Origin of the sequence: Nocardia arthritidis (assembly GCF_011801145.1) — a bacterium.
GTDB lineage: Bacteria > Actinomycetota > Actinomycetes > Mycobacteriales > Mycobacteriaceae > Nocardia > Nocardia arthritidis_A.
In genome coordinates, this window is sequence record NZ_CP046172.1 from 1741985 (window position 1) to 1760430 (window position 18446).

Annotated in this window: 20 protein-coding genes and 1 pseudogene; 16 read left to right on the top strand and 5 right to left on the bottom strand. The window is 67.5% G+C overall.

Going from position 1 to position 18446, the window contains the following annotated elements:
* Nucleotides 1-2: 2 nt before the first annotated feature.
* Complete coding sequence (locus F5544_RS07760; protein ID WP_275107018.1) at nt 3-1364, bottom strand: nicotinate phosphoribosyltransferase; 1362 nt, start codon at nt 1362-1364, stop codon at nt 3-5.
* Nucleotides 1365-1508: 144 nt separating this feature from the next.
* On the opposite strand from F5544_RS07760, the gene clpS reads away from it, so the two are divergent.
* The 10 genes and pseudogenes from clpS to rdgB all read left to right on the top strand — a co-directional run bounded on the left by clpS (nt 1509) and on the right by rdgB (nt 8484).
* On the top strand, nt 1509-1829 hold the full coding sequence (gene clpS / locus F5544_RS07765; RefSeq protein ID WP_167472547.1) for an ATP-dependent Clp protease adapter ClpS: 321 nt from the start codon (nt 1509-1511) through the stop codon (nt 1827-1829).
* Nucleotides 1830-1851: 22 nt separating this feature from the next.
* Nucleotides 1852-2420 (top strand): annotated as a pseudogene (locus F5544_RS07770) (DUF2017 domain-containing protein).
* Nucleotides 2421-2483: 63 nt separating this feature from the next.
* The gene (locus F5544_RS07775; protein WP_167472548.1) at nt 2484-3542 is read left to right on the top strand and encodes a P1 family peptidase; all 1059 of its coding nucleotides are present in this window, start codon (nt 2484-2486) and stop codon (nt 3540-3542) included.
* A gap of 117 nt (nt 3543-3659) precedes the next feature.
* Entirely contained in the window at nt 3660-4082 is a 423-nt protein-coding gene (locus tag F5544_RS07780; RefSeq protein WP_167472549.1) for a Mov34/MPN/PAD-1 family protein, read from the top strand.
* 35 nt (nt 4083-4117) lie between these two features.
* The gene (locus F5544_RS07785) at nt 4118-4390 is read left to right on the top strand and encodes a MoaD/ThiS family protein (protein WP_167472550.1); all 273 of its coding nucleotides are present in this window, start codon (nt 4118-4120) and stop codon (nt 4388-4390) included.
* A 7-nt stretch (nt 4391-4397) separates the two neighbouring features.
* Nucleotides 4398-5360 (top strand): PLP-dependent cysteine synthase family protein, encoded by a 963-nt coding sequence (locus F5544_RS07790; protein WP_167472551.1) that lies wholly within the window; start codon nt 4398-4400, stop codon nt 5358-5360.
* Nucleotides 5361-5586: 226 nt separating this feature from the next.
* On the top strand, nt 5587-6195 hold the full coding sequence (locus tag F5544_RS07795) for a rhomboid family intramembrane serine protease (RefSeq protein ID WP_238847422.1): 609 nt from the start codon (nt 5587-5589) through the stop codon (nt 6193-6195).
* Between the two features lie 69 nt (nt 6196-6264).
* On the top strand, nt 6265-7029 hold the full coding sequence (locus F5544_RS07800) for a cyclic nucleotide-degrading phosphodiesterase (protein WP_167472553.1): 765 nt from the start codon (nt 6265-6267) through the stop codon (nt 7027-7029).
* Nucleotides 7030-7104: 75 nt separating this feature from the next.
* Complete coding sequence (gene rph, locus F5544_RS07805) at nt 7105-7878, top strand: ribonuclease PH (protein ID WP_167472554.1); 774 nt, start codon at nt 7105-7107, stop codon at nt 7876-7878.
* Nucleotides 7879-8484 carry an RdgB/HAM1 family non-canonical purine NTP pyrophosphatase gene (gene rdgB / locus F5544_RS07810; protein ID WP_167472555.1) on the top strand — a complete coding sequence of 202 codons (606 nt, stop codon included), beginning with the start codon at nt 7879-7881 and terminating at the stop codon, nt 8482-8484.
* 5 nt (nt 8485-8489) lie between these two features.
* Here rdgB and F5544_RS07815 read toward each other — a convergent pair whose 3' ends face one another.
* From F5544_RS07815 to F5544_RS07825, 3 genes are read right to left on the bottom strand one after another with little or no spacing between them, the layout of a single operon-like run.
* The gene (locus F5544_RS07815) at nt 8490-8861 is read right to left on the bottom strand and encodes a DUF3817 domain-containing protein (protein WP_167472556.1); all 372 of its coding nucleotides are present in this window, start codon (nt 8859-8861) and stop codon (nt 8490-8492) included.
* Complete coding sequence (locus F5544_RS07820) at nt 8858-9310, bottom strand: transcriptional regulator (RefSeq protein WP_167472557.1); 453 nt, start codon at nt 9308-9310, stop codon at nt 8858-8860. Before F5544_RS07820 ends, F5544_RS07815 begins: the two co-directional genes overlap by 4 nt.
* A gap of 49 nt (nt 9311-9359) precedes the next feature.
* Nucleotides 9360-10235 (bottom strand): oxidoreductase, encoded by an 876-nt coding sequence (locus tag F5544_RS07825; protein ID WP_167472558.1) that lies wholly within the window; start codon nt 10233-10235, stop codon nt 9360-9362.
* A 148-nt stretch (nt 10236-10383) separates the two neighbouring features.
* On the opposite strand from F5544_RS07825, the gene F5544_RS07830 reads away from it, so the two are divergent.
* The 6 genes from F5544_RS07830 to F5544_RS07855 all read left to right on the top strand — a co-directional run bounded on the left by F5544_RS07830 (nt 10384) and on the right by F5544_RS07855 (nt 17583).
* Nucleotides 10384-11013: a TetR/AcrR family transcriptional regulator gene (locus F5544_RS07830; RefSeq protein WP_238847142.1), complete on the top strand. Its 630-nt coding sequence runs from the start codon at nt 10384-10386 to the stop codon at nt 11011-11013.
* Between the two features lie 88 nt (nt 11014-11101).
* Nucleotides 11102-13135 (top strand): MDR family MFS transporter, encoded by a 2034-nt coding sequence (locus F5544_RS07835; protein WP_167472560.1) that lies wholly within the window; start codon nt 11102-11104, stop codon nt 13133-13135.
* Nucleotides 13136-13193: 58 nt separating this feature from the next.
* Nucleotides 13194-13856, top strand: a complete 663-nt coding sequence (locus tag F5544_RS07840) for a PadR family transcriptional regulator (protein WP_167472561.1) — start codon at nt 13194-13196, stop codon at nt 13854-13856.
* 183 nt (nt 13857-14039) lie between these two features.
* Nucleotides 14040-15248: an FAD-dependent oxidoreductase gene (locus F5544_RS07845; protein ID WP_167472562.1), complete on the top strand. Its 1209-nt coding sequence runs from the start codon at nt 14040-14042 to the stop codon at nt 15246-15248.
* A 180-nt stretch (nt 15249-15428) separates the two neighbouring features.
* Nucleotides 15429-16628 carry an FAD-dependent oxidoreductase gene (locus F5544_RS07850; protein ID WP_167472563.1) on the top strand — a complete coding sequence of 400 codons (1200 nt, stop codon included), beginning with the start codon at nt 15429-15431 and terminating at the stop codon, nt 16626-16628.
* Between the two features lie 34 nt (nt 16629-16662).
* Nucleotides 16663-17583, top strand: a complete 921-nt coding sequence (locus tag F5544_RS07855) for a LysR family transcriptional regulator (protein ID WP_167472564.1) — start codon at nt 16663-16665, stop codon at nt 17581-17583.
* Nucleotides 17584-17607: 24 nt separating this feature from the next.
* Here F5544_RS07855 and F5544_RS07860 read toward each other — a convergent pair whose 3' ends face one another.
* Nucleotides 17608-18420, bottom strand: coding sequence for a helix-turn-helix domain-containing protein (locus F5544_RS07860; protein WP_167472565.1), 813 nt, complete (start codon nt 18418-18420; stop codon nt 17608-17610).
* Between the last annotated feature and the right edge of the window lie 26 nt (nt 18421-18446).

The window sequence follows — 18446 nt, forward strand, 5'->3', positions numbered from 1 at the left end:
ATTCAATTCACGAACGTCGTCGGAATCGCGGGCTCCCCGTCGGACAGTTTCAGCCCCTCCCATGGCAGGCTGATCAATCCGCGCGCGACCAGTTCTCGGCTGCGCGCCAGCACCGGCTTCTCGACGATCGATCCGGCGCGCACCAGCGGCACCAACAGCTCACGGGATTCGAAACCATTTGTGGCGGGCGGCTTTCCGGCCGCCGGGTAAACGATCTCCTCGACGACGGTTCCGGTGTTCCTGGCCAGCCGGACCGCGCGCTTGGTGCCGCCGCGCGACTCCTTGTGGCTGCTGCGCTTGGCCACCGGCAGCCCGTCGACCTCGACCAGTTTGTAGACCATGCCCGCGGTCGGCGCGCCGGAACCGGTGACCAGCGAGGTGCCCACGCCGTACGCGTCGACCGGTTCGGCGCGCAGCGCGGCGATGGAGTATTCGTCGAGATCGCCGGACACCACTATCTTCGTCTTGGTGGCGCCGAGCCCGTCGAGTTGCTCGCGCACCTGTCGGGCCAGTACCCCGAGATCGCCGGAATCGATTCGCACGCCGCCCAATTCGGGCCCGGCGACCTCGATGGCGGTGGCCACGCCCCTGGTGATGTCGAAGGTGTCCACCAGCAGCGTGGTGCCGATGCCGAGCGCCGCGATCTGGCTGCGGAACGCCGCCGCCTCGTGCGCGCCGTCGGCCGCGCTGTGTAGGAGTGTGAACGCGTGCGCGCTGGTGCCCGCGCTCGGCACGCCGAAGCGGCGCGCGGCCTCCAGATTCGAGGTCGCGTCGAATCCGGCCAGGTACGCGGCGCGGGCGCTGGCCGGGGCGGCCAGTTCGTGGGTGCGCCGGGAGCCCATCTCGATCATCCGCCGCCCGGCCGCCACGCTGACCATCCTGGCCGCGGCCGAGGCGATCGCGCTGTCGTGATTGAGGATCGACAGGATCAGCGTCTCCAGCACGACGCATTCGGCGAAGCTGCCGCGCACCGAAAGTATCGGGGAGCCGGGGAAATACAGCTCACCCTCGGGGTAGCCGTCGATATCGCCGGTGAATCGGTAGTCGCGCAGGAAGTCGAGCGTGCGGTCGTCGAGGAAGTCGGCGGCGGCGAGTTCCGGCGCGCCGAAACGGTAGTGCGCCAACGCGTCCAGCAGCCTGCCGGTGCCCGCGACGACGCCGTAGCGGCGGCCGTGTGGCAACCGCCGCGCGAACACCTCGAAGCTGCAGCGCCGCCATGCCGAACCGTCGGCGATGGCCGCGGCGAGCATGGTCAGCTCGTACTGGTCGGTGAGCAGTGCGGTGCTGAAACCGTCCGCGGCGACGTGGTAGGTGTCGCCGGGGCCTTCGTCGCCGATGCTGGTTTTGCCATCGCGGATGTCCACGCAGTCACTGTATGCGGCCGGTTCACTGGGACCGGCGCTGCCGCCGTTCCGGCGCACGCCGATGGCCGGCATGACGGTCACGATGGCGCGCTGATGTCCGGCCGGGGTGTTGTGTATTCGGAGTCGGCCCGTACCCTGGATGTTATGGGCTTGTGCAACACGAACGCGACGCTGTCCGCGGCACAGGCGACCCCGGAAGCGGTCGAGTACACCGAGATCCTGGAGGCGGAGGACCGTCCCTGGGTGACCGTGGTTTGGGATGATCCCGTCAACCTCATGCACTACGTCACCTACATTTTTCAAAAGCTGTTCGGTTACAGCAAGAGCAAGGCGACGGAGCTGATGCTCAAGGTGCACAACGAGGGCAAGGCGGTGGTCTCGTCTGGCTCGCGGGACAAGATGGAGCACGATGTCCAGCGACTACACGCCGCCGGACTCTGGGCGACCATGCAGCGGGACGACTGACCGGGACGACTACCGTAGCGACGTGCGAAAGTGGAGCCGGAAGAACTCGTTGAGCGGTCTCAAGCTGCGATCCGAGATGGATGCGCGTGAGGCCAGCGTGCTGCGTTCACTGGTCGGCGCCGTCTCCGGGCTGCTGACCGAGCGGGCGAGCTCGGCCCCCGAGGACGATCTGGCCGCGCTCACCGGGCTGCGCACCGGCAACACCATCCCACCCGACGATCCGCGACTGCGCCGCCTGCTGCCCGACTTCCACCGCAGCGAACCCGGTTCCCCCGACGCCGACCGCGCCGATCTGAACAGCGCGCTGCGCGGGCTGCACGAGCCGGACATCATCGACGCCAAGCTGGCCGCCGGTTCGGTGGTCCTGGACACCGTCCCCGCCGACGGCGGGCGCATCATCCTCACCCCGAGCAGGCCGATGCCTGGCTCACCGCGCTCACCGACGTCCGGCTCGCGCTCGGCACCGTACTCGGCATCGATGCCGAGACCCCGGATCAGCTGAATCCGGACGATCCGCGCGCCCCGCACCTGGACGTCTATCACTGGCTCACCTGGATGCAGGACTCACTGCTGCAAGCGCTTTCGCCCTAGGGCACGCCGAAATATCTGTGCGCGAACAGGTCTCGTCTGGAATAACGGCAAGGAGGCCGGATCGTGAATGTGCAAGCGGGAAAACGTAATTCGCTGACCGATGTGGAGGGCATCCTGGTCGGTCACCATCATGTGCTCGATCCGGACGCGACGCTCGGTTCCGGCGCGGCGACCGGATGCACCGTGGTGCGCATCCCCGGCGGCGCGACGGCCGCGGTCGACGTGCGCGGCGGCGGACCGGGCACCAGGGAGACCGATCTGCTCGACCCGGGCAATACCGTGCGCCAGGTACACGCGATCCTGCTCACCGGCGGCAGCGCCTACGGGCTGGCCGCGGCCGACGGGGTGATGCGCTGGCTCGAGGAGCACGGCGAGGGCATTCCGATGGATCCGGCCGATCCGGGCCGGGTGGTGCCGATCGTGCCCGGTGCGGTGATCTTCGATCTTCCGGTGGGGGAGTGGGGGATTCGGCCCACCGCGGAATTCGGGTACCGGGCGGCCGACGCGGCGGCCGCCGAATTCGAACGCGGCTCGGCCGGTGCGGGCGTCGGTGCGCGGGCGGGTTCGATCAAGGGTGGAATCGGTTCCGCCAGTGTGGTTCTCGCCGAGGGTCCGGCGGCGGGTGTCACCGTTTCGGCGCTCGTGGTCGCCAATCCGGTCGGCTCGGTATTCGATCCGCGCACCGGATTGCCTTGGGGCGCGGGCACCGACGGACCGGACTATTTCGGATTGCGTTCGGCCACACCGGAACAGCTCGCGCACGCCAATGCGCTTCCGGTGAAGGGTACGGTCCTCAACACCACCATCGGCGTCGTCGCCACCGATGCCGCCCTCGATCCGGCGGGCTGCCGCCGCATTGCCACCACCGCACACGACGGTCTGGCCAGGGCGACCCGCCCGGCCCATTCGCCGCTGGACGGCGACACCCTGTTCGCGGTGTCCACCGGAACAAAGGAAACGGCCGACCTGCCGCTGCCACCGGCCTTTCCGGGCAATCTGCTGATGCTGGACGCGGTGTGCACCGCCGCCGCGGTGTGTGTGGAACGCGCCATCGTGGATGCCATCCGCACCGCGGCCCCGGTCGCGGGGATCCCGACCTACACCGAGTTGTTCGGCCGGTGAATTCGGGGGCGAATAGATCCGGTCGGCCGGTATCCGGGAATAGCCGAATATCCTGACTCGTTGTCGAGTGCGATGGGTCGGCCGGGTGCTGTGCCGAAGTGTGGAAGGGTTTGACTCGTGCTGGTGATAAGGGCCGACCTGGTCGAGGCGATGGTGGCGCATGCGCGCGCCGACCATCCGGATGAGGCCTGCGGTGTCATCGCCGGTCCGGAGGGTTCGGATCGGCCGGAGCGTTTCATCCCGATGATGAACGCCGAGCGCTCGCCGACGTTCTACCGCTTCGATTCCGGCGAGCAGCTGAAGGTCTGGCGCGGGATGGACGACGCCGACGAGACCCCGGTGGTGATCTATCACTCGCACACCGCGACCGAGGCGTACCCGAGCCGCACCGACGTGTCCTACGCATCCGAACCGTTCGCCCACTACGTGCTGATCTCCACCCGCGATCCCGAGCGCCACGAGCTGCGCAGCTACCGGATCGTCGGCGGCGAGGTCACCGAGGAGCCGGTGCACGTCGTCGATGCCTACGAAACCGCCTGACCGCCAAGAGTTTCCGCTGAATCGGAGGAGTATCCATGCCGGTAACCGTGTCCATCCCGACCATCATGCGCGGCCTCACCGGAGGTGAGAAGCGGGTGCAGGCGCAGGGCGCGACGCTGTCCGCCCTCATCGACGACCTGGAGGCCAACCACCCCGGCCTGTCCGAGCGCCTGCTCAAGGACGGCAAACTGAACCGCTACGTCAATATCTACGTCGACGACGAGGACGTGCGCTTCGCGGGCGGACTGGCGGCCGAGGTGCCCGAGGGCGCCAGCGTCACCATCCTGCCCGCCGTCGCGGGAGGCTAGTGCACCCGTGGCGCGTTACGAATCGCTGATCGCGACCCTCGGCAACACCCCGCTGGTCGGGCTGCGCACCCTGTCCCCGAGCTGGGACGGGGAGAACCACGTGCGGCTGTGGGCCAAGCTGGAAGACCGCAACCCCACCGGATCCGTCAAGGACCGTCCGGCGCTGCGGATGATCGAACAGGCCGAGGCCGATGGCAGGCTGAAACCGGGTTGCACGATTCTGGAACCCACCAGCGGCAATACCGGAATCTCGCTGGCCATGGCCGCCAAGCTCAAGGGTTATCGGCTGGTGTGCGTCATGCCGGAGAACACCTCGGTGGAGCGGCGGCAGCTGCTGACCATGTTCGGCGCGCAGATCATCGATTCGCCGGCGGCGGGCGGCTCGAATCAGGCCGTGGCACTTGCCAAGCAGATCGCCGCCGAGAATCCGGACTGGGTGATGCTCTATCAATACGGCAACCCGGCCAACGCGCTCGCGCACTACGAGACGACCGGCCCGGAGATCCTGGCCGATCTACCGGAGATCACCCACTTCGTCGCGGGCCTCGGCACCACGGGAACCCTGATGGGCACCGGGCGCTTCCTGCGCGAGAAGGTGCCGGGCATCGAAATCGTCGCCGCCGAACCGCGTTACGGCGAACTGGTTTACGGGCTGCGCAATATCGATGAGGGCTTCATCCCCGAGCTGTACGACGAATCGGTGCTCACCACCCGTTTCTCCGTCGGACCGTTCGACGCGGTCAAGCGGACCCGCGAATTGGTGCTGGAGGAGGGCATTTTCGCGGGCATTTCGACCGGTGCGATCCTGCATGCCGCGCTCGGCGTCGCGCGCAAGGCGCAGCGGGCGGGCGCCCGCGCCGATATCGCCTTCGTCGTCGCGGACGGCGGCTGGAAGTATCTGTCCACCGGTGCTTACGACGGCACGCTCGAGGAAGCGGAGGAGCGGCTCGACGGCCAGCTCTGGGCGTGAAGTTCGGCACGGCCCGCGTTCAGTTCCCGGCGCACCCGGGTACGCGGTGCGGGCCGCGTCGGTACCCTCGGAAGGGCGGGGAACATTCCCGCGGTACGAGGAGGTTGCGATGACCGGCGGCGCTGGACTCGGTCCGTCCTTCGATCCGGATCGGCTCGCGGCCGTGCGGGCCCGCCTCGGCGATTCCGGTACGCAAGTGCCGGTTGCGCCCGCCCCGGCGGGGAATATGGCCGCGATCAGGCGGCTCTGGCTGCGCGCAGGCATCCTGATCTGCGCATTCGTCGCCCTGCTCTACGGTGTCGAGGGCGTCGACACCCTCGACAATCACCAGCTCGATCGCAACGGCATCGAGCCGCGTCACCTCGACGGCCTGTGGGGCATCCTGTTCGCCCCGCTGCTGCACGCGAATTGGGCGCATCTGATGGGCAATACGCTGCCGGTGCTCGTCCTCGGCTTCCTCGCCCTGCTCGCGGGCATCGGCCGCGGCATTGCCGCGACGGCCATCATCTGGCTGATCGCCGGGCTCGGCACCTGGCTCACCGGCGGCAGCGGCACCGTGCACCTCGGCGCGTCCTCGCTGGTGTTCGGCTGGTTGACATTCCTGATCATTCGCGGCTGGTTCGCTCGCAGCGTCGGGCAGATTTTGCTGGGTCTGGCCGTACTCGCCGTCTACGGGTCGCTGCTGTGGGGCGTATTGCCCGGTCAACCCGGAATCTCTTGGCAGGGCCACCTTTTCGGCGCGGTGGGTGGAGTGCTCGCCGGCTGGGTACTCTCGGGCAATGAACGTTCGCGCCGCCGCGGCACCGGAGCCGGACTACCCGCGGCTACCCGCTGACCCGATGGGCCGCCGAGAAATGTGGGGGATCGGTTCTTGAACGAGAAAACGTCGTGGCAGCATGGGGGAATGCGCCTTACCGTCCTCGGGTGCTCGGGCAGTGTGTCCGGCCCGGAGTCCCCAGCGTCCGGCTACCTGTTGACCGGGCCGGATATGAGGCCGGTGGTCATCGATTTCGGGCCCGGTGTACTCGGTGCGCTGCAGCGTTACGCCGATCCCGGCGAGGTCGACGTTTTCCTCACCCATTTGCACGCCGATCACTGCCTCGATATGCCCGGTTTGCTGGTGTGGCGGCGCTACCACCCGAACCCGCCGGTCGGCACCGCCATCGTGCGCGGCCCGTCCGATTCGCCGCTGCGCATCGGCAATGCCTCGGCGGAGAACGGCGGCGAAACCGACGACTGGTCCGATGTCATCGATTTCCGGCCGTGGACCGAGCACGAACCGATCGAATTCGGCCCCGGGCATACGGTTGTCGCGCGGCGGATGTACCACCCGCCGGAGGCGTACGGGCTGCGCATCACCTCGGCGTCCGGGCGCACCTTCGTCTACACCGGCGATACCGCGATGTGCGATGCGGTGCACGAGCTCGCCAAGGGCGCCGACGTGCTGATGTCGGAGGCGTCCTGGACGCACGACCCGGCCAATCGTCCGCCGGGCATACATCTTTCGGGTACCGAGGCGGGCCTGATCGCCGCGGAGGCCGGGGCGAAGGAATTGCTGCTCACCCATATTCCGCCGTGGACCTCGCGGGAGGATGTCATCGCCGAGGCCAAGGCGGTATTCGCCGGGCCCGTGCACGCGGTGCTGCCGGGCGAGACGTTCGACCTCTGAATCCGATTGGGCCGTTCACTCATGTCCCGGATGGCCGGTTGCCCGGGTGACCGGCCGGTGCCATAGGCTGAGGCCGTGTCGAGACGAGCCGATGGCAGGGCGGACGATGAACTCCGCGAGGTCAGGATCACCAGGGGTTTCACCACCCATCCCGCCGGATCGGTGCTGGTGGAATTCGGCCAGACGCGGGTGATGTGCACCGCGAGCGTCACCGAGGGTGTGCCCCCGTGGCGGCGCGAATCCGGATTGGGCTGGCTCACCGCCGAATACGCGATGCTGCCCGCCGCGACGCACACCCGCAGCAGCCGCGAATCGGTGAAGGGCAAGGTCGGCGGACGCACCCAGGAGATCAGCAGGTTGGTCGGCCGGTCGCTGCGCGCCTGCATCGACCTGGCCGCGATCGGTGAGAACACCATCGCCATCGACTGCGATGTGCTGCAGGCCGACGGCGGCACCCGCACCGCCGCCATCACCGGCGCGTACGTCGCGCTCGCCGACGCGGTGACCTGGTTGGGCGCCGCGGGCGGATTGGCCGACCCGCAACCGATTTCGTGCGCGATCGCCGCGGTCAGCGTCGGCGTCGTCGACGGCCGGGTCCGCCTCGACCTGCCGTACGAGGAGGATTCGCGCGCCGAGGTCGATATGAACGTCGTCGCCACCGACACCGGAACCCTGGTCGAGATCCAGGGCACCGGTGAGGGCGCGACCTTCCCGCGCTCCACCCTGGACAAGATGCTCGATGCCGCGCTCGCGGGCTGCGAGCAGCTGTTCGCGGTGCAGAAGGAGGCGCTGGCGCTGCCGTATCCGGGTGTGCTGCCGGAACCGGCCGATTCGGCGAGGCGGAAGTAGATGGCGCGGGTGCTCGTCGCCAGCCGCAACGCGAAGAAGCTGAAGGAGTTGCGGCGCATCCTCGATGAGGCGGGTGTCGCGGGCATCGAGATCGTCGGGCTCGACGATGTGCCCGCATACGACGAGGCGCCGGAGACCGGCGCCACCTTCGAGGAGAATGCGCTCGCCAAGGCCCGCGACGGCGCGGCCGCCACCGGATTGCCTTGTGTCGCCGACGATTCCGGTATCGCGGTGGACGCGTTGAACGGTATGCCCGGTGTGCTTTCGGCCCGCTGGTCCGGCGCGCACGGTGACGACGCCGCGAACAACGCGCTGCTGCTGGCCCAGCTCGGCGATGTCCCGGACGAGCGGCGGGGCGCGCGATTCGTCTCCGCCTGCGCACTTGTCGTGCCGGGCGGCGCGGAAACCGTTGTGCGCGGCGAATGGCCGGGTGTCGTCGGACGTAAACCGTTGGGGGAAGGCGGGTTCGGTTATGACCCGCTGTTCTTCCCGGACGGCGGAGAGGTCAGCGCCGCGCAGCTCACCCCGGCCGAGAAGGATGCGGCATCCCACCGAGGGCGGGCGCTGCGTCAGCTGCTGCCCGCGCTCTCGGAACTGGCCGACTAGGGCACTCAGAGGTTGAAGTCGCGCTTGACCTTCGCGGCGTTCCAGTGCTCGACGAAGAACGACAGCAGGGGGATGGTTCCGGCGATCAGGGTGCCGACCGTTCGCATGATCGGCCAGCGCACCTTGACCGAGAGGTCGGCGGCGGTGAGCAGGTAGACGAAGTACACCCAGCCGTGCACGACGGCGATCCAGTTGGGGGTGTGCACGCCGAATCCGTACTTGGCGATCATCTCGCCGGTCAGCAGCAGCAGCCACAGGCCGGTGGTCCAGGCCAGTACCCGGTAGCGCAGCAGCGCACTCGCGATCTTCGCGGTATTCGGTTGGGCCGCGGCGGTTTTCGTCGACGCGGTGGCGGTCTGGTGCTCGCTGGCGGTCAACCGGCGCTCCTCTCGGGACGGTCGGCGTGCAGGCCCGCGTCGCGGACCCGCACGTCCATATCCTTGGCGTGTAGCTCGGCCAGATACCTGTTGTATTCGGCGAGTACGGGATCCTCGTCGCGCGCGGCCTTCGGGCGTTCGGGCAGTAGGCCCGCCGGAATCTCGCGCGGCGCAACGGGTTTCGCGGGTTTTGTCGGCCGCGGTGCGGGCTGCTCGGCGTCCGGCTCGGCCTCGGACTCCAACCGCACGAACCGGAAGTAGGCGAATACCGCGAACCCGGCGAACAGCGGCCACTGCAGGGCGTACCCCAGGTTCTGGCCGGTGCCGCTGGACGATTCGAACCGCTGCCACTGCCACCAACCCAGCCCGAGGCAGGCGAGGGCGGCCACGATCACCAGCGCGATGAGGGCCGGGCGATTGTGTGCCGAGCGGCGGGGTGAAGCGGACACGACTACTACGGTACCCGTCTACTACACGGTACGTAGGGGCAGGTCGAGGTCAGAATTTGTAGGTGACCCCGGTCATGCTCTCGGAGATCTCCCACAGCCGCCGCCACAGCTCCCGGTTCTGCGACAGCTTGCTGGACGGTGACGGTTCGACCGGTCCCTGGCTCTGGAACCAGCGGGTCGGCCCCCAGTAGACGTTCGGGTCCGCGTCGGGCATGGTCGCCGCGAATAGCGTGGAGTGCGCGGCTTTGGCGGGCGCGTGGCCGATCAGCCGGATGAACGGCTTGCTGATGTAGTCGAGCGGCGTCTCGGTCCTGGCGAACAGGTCGGTCGCCGAGACGCCGGGATGGACCGCGTACGAGCGTTTGGTCGATCCGGATTCGGCGAGCCGCCGTTGCAGTTCCCGCGCGAACATCAGATTCGACAGTTTGGCCTGTGCGTAGGCGAGGTTGCGTTGGTAGCGGCGGTGTTCGTAGTTGAGGTCGTCGATCCAGAGCTTCGGGGTCTGCTTGTGCGCGATGCTGGCCAGGGTGACCACCCGGTCGCCGATTTTGTCGAGCAGTAGGCCGGTGAGCACGAAATGGCCGAGATGGTTGACGCCCCACTGGGTTTCGAAGCCGTCCTTGGTGCGGGAGAACGGAACGTTCATCAGCCCGGCGTTATTGATGAGGACATCGAATTCGCCTGTCTGCCCGGCGAATTCGCGTACCGAGGCGAGGTCGGCAAGGTCGAGGGCCGCCACCCGGACGTCGCCTGGGATGGCGTCGGCCACCTCCTGCGCCTTCTTCGTATTGCGGCAGGCCATGATGACGGTCGCGCCCTTGGCGGCGAGTACCTTGGTGGTCTCCGCGCCAAGGCCGCCGTTCGCACCGGTGATGACAAAGCTGCGCCCGGTCTGGTCCGGGATCTCTGCTGGTTTCCACGCCATATGCCAACCTTACTCTGGGGTAAGTTCGGGTGGAAGAGTTATTAGCATATCTAACTATCAATTGTCCCAGACAACAATACTGCGATTGCATGACTCGGATCTCAGTCGCTGCATGGTAACTCGCCAGTACTCCGATACCGTGAATGGCGTGACGATCGTTGGCAGGCAGTACGGCGGGCGGGCCGTGGTGGAACGCAAGGCCGAGCGCCGGGTGCGCTTTCTGGAGGCGGCCACCAGGATCTTCGCCGAACGCGGCTATCCGGCCTGCTCGCTGGCCGATGTGTGCGCGGCCGCCGGACTGTCCAAGCGCCAGTTCTACGAGGAATTCCAGACCCGTGAGGACGTGCTGGTCGCCGCGTACGACCGGATCCAGGACGAGGCCGCCGCCGCGATATACGCCGCGCTCACTGCGCTGCCGCCCGGCGAGGATCTGCACACCAGGCTGACCGCGCTGATCACCGCGTTCCTCGAGTCGATGGGCTCGGATCCCTACCGGGCCAAGGTCGCCTTCGTCGAGGTGGTCGGGGTCAGCGAACGGATGGAGCGACACCGCCGCGAACGTAGGCACGCCTGGAGCGGTCTGCTCGACTCGCTGATCGTGCCCGCCGTCGCGCCCGGCGGCCGGACCCGCGGCGGAGCCGGTTGGGCGGCAAGCGCGCTCATCGGCGCGGTGAACGGGCTCAGTCACGAATGGTTGCTCGCCGATCCGCGCCCGCCGGTGGCGGATCTGGTCGACCTGCTCGTCCCGATTGCGATCGCGCTGATCGATTTTCCCTGAGCCCGATCTGTCGAAGTAGCGGCGGCGCCGCCCCCGCCGCCCGTGTCGCTGGCCGGTGGCTGCGCAGGTCACGGCCCATACTGGGGCGATGACCAGTGCCGTTGCTGTTGCCGACAAGGCTGCCGAGCCACTGAGCCGGGCCCGCATCAACATCGTCTTCGTCACCGTCTCGCTCGGCATGTTGATGGCCGCGCTCGACCAGACCATCGTGTCGACGGCGCTGCCGACCATCGTCGCCGATCTCGGCGAGGCCGGGCATATGGCCTGGGTGGTCACCTCGTATCTGCTCGCCGAGGCCATCGCCACGGCGCTCGCCGGCAAATTCGGCGACCTTTTCGGCCGCAAACTGGTCTTCCAGCTGAGCGGCGTCATCTTCATCGTCGGCTCGATGATCGCCGGCCTGGCACACGGCATGACGCTGCTGGTGATCGCCCGCGCCATCCAGGGTTTCGGCGGCGGCGGGTTGATGGTGACCTCGATGGCGTTGATCGCCGACGTGATCCCGATGCGCGAGCGCGGCAAGTACACCGGCGCGCTCGGCTCGGTCTTCGGCGTCACCACGGTGATCGGGCCGACGCTCGGCGGCCTTTTCACCGACCACGCGAGCTGGCGCTGGTGCTTCTACGTCAACGTGCCGCTCGCGGTGGTCATGATCGCGATCGCGGCACGCGCCATTCCGGCGGTGCGCTCGACGATCCGGCCGATCGTCGACTACGCCGGTATCGCGCTGGTGGCGCTGGCCACCACCTGCCTGATCCTGGCGCTGGAGTGGGGTGGGCAGGAGTATCCGTGGGGTTCCAGGACGATCATCGGGCTGTTCATCGGCGCCGCCGTGCTGTTCGTCGCATTCGTCGTCGCGGAGTTGCGGGCCAAGGAACCGATGCTGCCGATGGGTCTGTTCCGCAGCAATGTGTTCACGGTCTGCTCGATACTGAGCTTCATCGTCGGGTTCGCGATGCTCGGCGCGATGACCTATCTGCCCGCGTATCTGCAGTATGTGGACGGGGTTTCGGCGACGCTGTCGGGATTGCGCACGCTGCCCTTGGTGGTCGGCCTGTTCACCACATCGATCCTGTCCGGGCAGATCGTCGGGACGACGGGGCGCTACAAGTACTTTCCGGTCGCGGGCACCGCGGTGATGTCCGTGGGGCTCTATCTGATGTCGACGATGGGCCGTGACACCGGATTCTGGCGGGAATCGCTCTACATGTTGATCCTCGGGCTCGGCATCGGCCTGACCATGCAGGTGCTGACGATCGTCGTGCAGAACACCGTCCCGTATGCGCAGCTCGGCACCGCGACCTCCGGTGTCACCTTCTTCCGCACGCTCGGAAGTACGTTCGGCACGGCGATTTTCGGCACCCTGTACAGCAACCAGCTGAAGCCGAATCTGACCGAGGCGCTCACCAGCGTTCGGGTGGTGCCCCCGGCCACGGCGGCGAATCCGCAACTGCTGCGGGCGCTTCCGCCGGAGCTGGCGAATCCGATCATCGACGCCTATGCGCTGACCATCGATCATGTCTTCAAATGGGTTGTGCCGGTGGCGCTTCTGGGCTTCCTGGTGTCCTGGCTGCTGAAGCAGGTGCCGCTGCGGGACAGCTCGAAATCGGTGGCGGGCGATCTGGGCGAAGGGTTTTCGGTGCCCGACTCGCCGGACCGGGTGGTGCTACTGGAGCGCGCCGTCGCCGCGACGATGCGAAAGGCGCGGGCGGAGGGCGAATTCGGGCCGGACATCCTGGAGCGCGCGGGTTCGGAACTCACCCGAGGGCAGGTCTGGGCGCTCGGACAGGTGTACCTGCACAACCGGATTCGGGGCGCGGCGACCTTGGATGCGATCGCGCACGCGCACAAACTGCCCGGCGACATCATCGAACCGGTCTACGACCAGGTGACGAGCGCGGGATACGTTGCGCGCGAAGGGGATCGGCTGCTGCTCACCGAATCCGGCAAGGTCGAGGTGGACCGGGTGCACGCGGCGTGGCGGCGCTGGCTGGACGACCGGCTCGACGATTGGGATCTCACCGACCCCGACGACCGTGCCCTGCTCGACCGGGCGTTGGAGAATATCGCGACGAAGCTGCTCGACGAGGAGTCCAGGGACCGGGAATCCGCCCGGATCTGAGCCTTGCACTCCAATGCTCGTCCACGTATATTCGTAGACGAGCAATGAGGAGGTGCATATGGCCAAGAAGCGCAAGGTCAACAATCTGATGGCGCTCGCGGTACTGGGCGTCGTGATCATGCGGCCGATGCACCGATACGAGATCGCGACCATGCTCAAAGCGTTCGGCAAAGACCGCGATATGGGCGTCAAATGGGGTTCGCTCTACACCGTTGTCGACAACCTCCGCAAGGCGGGTTTCCTGGAAATCGTCGGCAGCGAGCGGGCGGGCGCCCGGCCGGAACGGACGATCTACCAGATCACCGAGGCAGGGCGCGCCGAACTCTTCGATTGGACCAGGGAAGTGATCGCCGAGCCCGAACCGGAACAGCTCCGGTTCGTCGCGGGACTGTCGCTGCTCAGCACCATCCCGCCGGACGATGTGATCGACCTGCTCGGCAGCCGGATCGAGGCGCTGCGCCGCGCCATCGAGGCCGAGACCGCGGAGGTCGACCAGCTGCTGCGAGACGATCTGCCGAGGCTGTTCCTCGTCGAAAACCAATACCGGATAGCGATGTTGGAGGCCGAAGCGAACTGGGCCGAGGCACTGCGGAAGGAACTGGTCGACGGCAGCTTCCCCGGTGTCGACCAGTGGCGGCAGTTCCATGTCGACGGCTTACCGCCGCCAGAGGTGATCCAGCAAGCGGAAAGGAGTTTCGCCGCGGAGCGGGATAGCTCCTGAACGACCGAGAAAATCGGGCCCGGCGCAGGTGCGGCAACACCGGCGCCGAGCCCGATCGAACCGTCTCGAACCGCGTCCGCGTGCGCGCACCCGGCTACAAGGCTGGCAACCACAGGATAACTGGGTGGGTGACGCGTGGGTCGGTTCGGGTTTTACCAACACCGAACACGATTGGAAATCACCATGTCCGTTGTAAGAACTGCGCTGGTCATCGGCGGCGGCGTCGCCGGACCGGTCACCGCGACCGCGCTGCACCTGGCCGGTATCGAGGCCCGGGTGTACGAGGCATATCCCGGACCGGCCTTCGGTATCGGCAGCAATCTCGCGCTGGCCCCGAATGGCGTTGCGGCACTTGACGTCATCGACGCGGGGGATGCGTTGCGTGCGGTCGCGACACCGATCTCGCACGGGCTCATGGTCCTCGGCGACCGGCGTATGCCGATGCCGCAGAGCGCCGAATTCGGCTTCGAACCGCTGCGCGCGGTCGATCGCAGCGATCTGCATCAACTGCTGCACGACCGCGCGGTCGCCGAGGGCGTGACCTTCGAGTACAACAAGCGGCTGGTGCGGGTGGACGAGCATCCGGAGGGTGTCACCGCACACTTCGCCGACGGCAGCACCGCCACCGCCGACGTGCTGATCGGCGCCGACGGCATCCGTTCGACGGTGCGCACCCTGATCGATCCGAAGGCGCCCGGCGCCGGATACACCGGCATGGTCGGGTTCGCCGTATACCTCGACAGCAGCGGGATCGAGCTCGAGCCGGAGACCGTGTACTTCACCTACGGCAAGAACGCCTACTACCTGTACTGGTTGCACGGGAACGGCAAGATCTCCTGGGGTATCAACCTGCCGCACGAGTACATGACGCTGACCGAGGCCAGGTCGGTCCCGGCCGAGCACTGGCTGCGCCGGCTCCGCGAGACCTACGGCGAGGACTATCCCGCAGGTGAATTCGTAAGGCGCACAACGGCGGAGAACCTGCAGACGCAGGGCGCGCTGCACATCATGCCGCCGGTGCCGAACTGGTACCGCGGCCGCATGGTGCTGGTGGGCGACGCGGTGCACGCGCCGTCCAACAGTTCCGGTCAGGGTGCGTCGCTGGCGATCGAGAGCTCCATCCAACTGGCCCGCTGCCTGCGCGATTTCGCCGATCCGGAGTCGGCCTTCGCGGCCTATGTCGAGCTGCGGCGAAACAGGGTGGAGGGCATCGCGGCGCGGGCCGCGAAGATCAACCACAGCAAGACGCCGGGGATGGTCGCCAAGAAGATCATGCCGATGTTCATGCCGCTGGCGATGAAGATGATGAACATCGAGAAGACCATGCGGACCGAACAGGGTTACCGCATCGACTGGGACGTCCCAGTACAGCGGGAACTGGCCGCGGCCTGATCACCCTTCAGACTGTCGGTCGTGCGTAAGGCACGACCGGCTACCGAAAACGGCGGTGCCGCAACACCGCCGGAATTCTCCGAATCCAATTCGCGCGTATCCGGCTGAAGTCCGGCCAGCAGCGGAGCGTGGCGTGCTCGGGTTCGGCTCTGGAAATTCGAAAATGATTGGAGCACAACCATGTCCAAAACACGTTCCGCGATCGTCATCGGCGGCGGGATCGCCGGACCCGTCACCGCGACCGCCCTGCACAAGGCGGGCATCGAGGCGCGGATCTACGAGAGTTACCCGCACGAATCGCTCGGCGTCGGCGGCGGGCTCGGGCTTGCCGCCAATGGCATTGCGGCACTTGATGTCATCGGCGCAGGCGAGGCCTTCCGGGCGGTGTCGGAACCGGCGCGGCGGCAATTCATGGTGCTGGGCGGCAAGCAAATCGAATTGCCGCCGGTCGACGGGATCGAACCGCTGCGATCGGTCACCCGCAGCGACCTGTACCGGGTACTGCACGAGCGGGCGGCGGATGCGGGTGTGCCGATCGAATACGGCAAACGCATCGAAGGCGTCGAGGAGCACGACGCGAGGGTCACCGCGCACTTCACCGACGGCAGCACGGCCACCGCCGATGTGCTCATCGGCGCGGACGGCATCCACTCGACCGTGCGGACGCTGATCGATCCGCAGGCGCCGGGGCCGAACTACACCGGCATGCTCGCATTCGGCGCCGCCGTCGATGTCGACGTCGATGTGGAGCCGGAGAGCATGTACTTCGTATTCGGCAAGAAGGCGTACTACCTGTACTGGTCGACGGCCGACGGCAAGATCGTCTGGGCCGTCAACCTGCCGCACCGGGAGTACCTGACCTTGGCCCAGGCCAATGCGAAACCCGCCGAACACTGGCTGCGGTTGATCCGGGAGTTCTACGGCGATGACACGCCCGGTGGTGAATTCGCCCGTGCCACAACGGCGGAGAACCTGATCACCATCGGCGGCCTGCACATCATGCCGTCGGTGCCGCACTGGTACCGGGGCCGGATGGCGCTGGTGGGCGATGCGGTGCACGCGCCGTCCAACAGCACGGGGCAGGGCGCGTCGCTGGCCATCGAGAGCGCCGTCCAGCTGGCTCGGTGCCTGCGCGACCTGCCGGACGCCGCCTCGGCATTCGCCGCCTACGAGCGGCTGCGCCGGGGCCGGGTGGAGAAGATCGCCGCCCGCGGTGCGCAGGTGAATCATCAGAAGACGATGGGACCAATCGCCAGGATGGTGATGCCGAAGGTCATGCCGATCATGATGCGGATGGCCAGCGTGCAGAAGGTGACGCGGGATGAGCAGAACTATCGGATCGACTGGGATGCGCCCGTGCAGCGGGAACTGGCGGCTTGACGCCGCATTATCTGATAACGAATAGACTGCCGCCGTGTCCGATAGGGATTCCGATGGCAGTCCGGATCTGAACCAACTGCGCACCTTCCTCGCCGTCCACCGCGCCGGTTCGATCACCGCGGGCGCGCGGCTGATCGGGCTCTCCCAACCCACGGTGACCGCCCAGCTGCAGGTGCTGGAGAAGCGGCTCGGCTATCGGCTGTTCGAACGGCTGCCGCGCGGGGTCGCGCCGACGGCGGCGGCCGACGAATTGGCCGCGCGGGTGGCCGAACCGCTCGATCTGCTCGAGCTCGCGGTGGGCGGCCGGCGGGCCGCACCGGCCGGGCAACCGCCGGTGCGGCTCGGTGGTCCCGCGGAAATGCTTGCGGTGCAAGCCGTTCCGGCGCTCGCCCCGCTCGTTTCGGACGGCGTTCGGTTGCACGTCACGGCCGGATTGTCGGAGGAACTGCTGATCGAGCTGCGGGCGGGCGAACTCGATCTGGTGGTGTCGACGGTCCGGCCGCGCGGGCGGGCCGTCGTCGCGGAACCGCTCAGCGACGAGGAATTCGTGCTGGTGGCCGCGCCCGAGACGGCGCAGCGGGTCGATCGCGCGCGGCTGAGCCGGGAGGGACCCGCGGTGCTGGCTGATCTTCCGCTGGTGAGCTATGCGCCGGATATGCCGATACTGCGGCGGTATTGGCGGCATGTGTTCGGCGTGCGGCTCACCCGTTCCGCGGCCGTCGTGGTCGCGGATCTGCGGGCGGTGCGGTCGGCGGTTGTCGCGGGCGGCGGGATCAGTGTGCTGCCGCGTTATCTGTGCGCGGACGAATTATCTTGCGGCGCACTGGTTCCGCTGCTGGAGCCGGAGGATCCGCCGATCAATACCGGATTCCTGGTGCGGCGGCCGGGCACCGTTGTGCGCCCGCATGTGGAGCTGGTCGCGCGGCGGCTGCTCGCGGCCGGGCGCACCTGGTGATCCGGGATTGTCTTGGGTGCGTGGTCAATTCAGCAGCGCTGCGTCGGACCTGCGTTCGGCGCGGGCGCGGAGGATGGCGGCGGTCTGCGCGTCGGCGGGCAGGAATGCCTCCAGGAACAGCTCGTTCAGCGTGATGTCGGCCGCGGTGGCGAATGAGGTGAAGGTGGTGATCAGGCGCAGTTCACCGTCGTCGCCGCGCAACCGCAGCGGCACCGCGAAGCCGAGGTGGTCGGGGCCCGGATTCAGTTCCGGCAGATAGCCTTCCAGCTCGGCGATGAGTTCGTCGAGTTCCGGATCCGGGCTGCGCAGCGCGCGGGCGCGCAGGTTCTCGGTGATGTGCCTGCCCCATTCCGGCAGGTTGAGTACCCGCTTGGCCAGTCCGTCGGGGTGCAGCGCGAGCCGCAGAATACTGATCGGCGGTTCCAGCAACTCCGGTGCGGCGCCCTCGCTGAACACATCGAATGCGGCATTGGCGGCGAGCAGAATGCCGTGCGGGCGAACGACGATCGCCGGATAGGGAAGGTGTCCGTCGAGGATCGTCCGCAGCGCGTCGCGCACCGGAGCCAGCTCCGGTTTGTCGAAATCCGATTCCGGGAAGATCGGCGCGTAACCGGCGGCGAGCAGCAGCGCATTGCGTTCGCGTAGCGAGAGATCCAGCGATTCGGCCAGCCGGATGACCATGGTGCGGCCCGGGTGCGACCGGCCCTGTTCCAGGAAGCTCAGGTAGCGCTGGCTGGTGTCGGCGCGAATGGCCAGATCCAGCTGGCTGACCCGGCGCAGGGTGCGCCAGTGTCGCAGCTGTTTCGCGAAGCCGTTGGGGTGCAGCGCTGTCGTCATGATTCCAGTAGAAACCGCGTGCGGGC

Bases quoted from the DNA above. Each gene is read 5' to 3' on its own strand.
- clpS (WP_167472547.1), top strand. From the start codon at position 1,509: ATGGGCTTGTGCAACACGAACGCGACGCTGTCCGCGGCACAGGCGACC.
- F5544_RS07785 (WP_167472550.1), top strand. From the start codon at position 4,118: ATGCCGGTAACCGTGTCCATCCCGACCATCATGCGCGGCCTCACCGGA.
- F5544_RS07795 (WP_238847422.1), top strand. From the start codon at position 5,587: ATGGCCGCGATCAGGCGGCTCTGGCTGCGCGCAGGCATCCTGATCTGC.
- F5544_RS07800 (WP_167472553.1), top strand. From the start codon at position 6,265: ATGCGCCTTACCGTCCTCGGGTGCTCGGGCAGTGTGTCCGGCCCGGAG.
- rdgB (WP_167472555.1), top strand. From the start codon at position 7,879: ATGGCGCGGGTGCTCGTCGCCAGCCGCAACGCGAAGAAGCTGAAGGAG.
- F5544_RS07825 (WP_167472558.1), bottom strand. From the start codon at position 10,235: ATGGCGTGGAAACCAGCAGAGATCCCGGACCAGACCGGGCGCAGCTTT.
- F5544_RS07835 (WP_167472560.1), top strand. From the start codon at position 11,102: ATGACCAGTGCCGTTGCTGTTGCCGACAAGGCTGCCGAGCCACTGAGC.
- F5544_RS07840 (WP_167472561.1), top strand. From the start codon at position 13,194: ATGGCCAAGAAGCGCAAGGTCAACAATCTGATGGCGCTCGCGGTACTG.
- F5544_RS07845 (WP_167472562.1), top strand. From the start codon at position 14,040: ATGTCCGTTGTAAGAACTGCGCTGGTCATCGGCGGCGGCGTCGCCGGA.
- F5544_RS07850 (WP_167472563.1), top strand. From the start codon at position 15,429: ATGTCCAAAACACGTTCCGCGATCGTCATCGGCGGCGGGATCGCCGGA.
- F5544_RS07860 (WP_167472565.1), bottom strand. From the start codon at position 18,420: ATGACGACAGCGCTGCACCCCAACGGCTTCGCGAAACAGCTGCGACAC.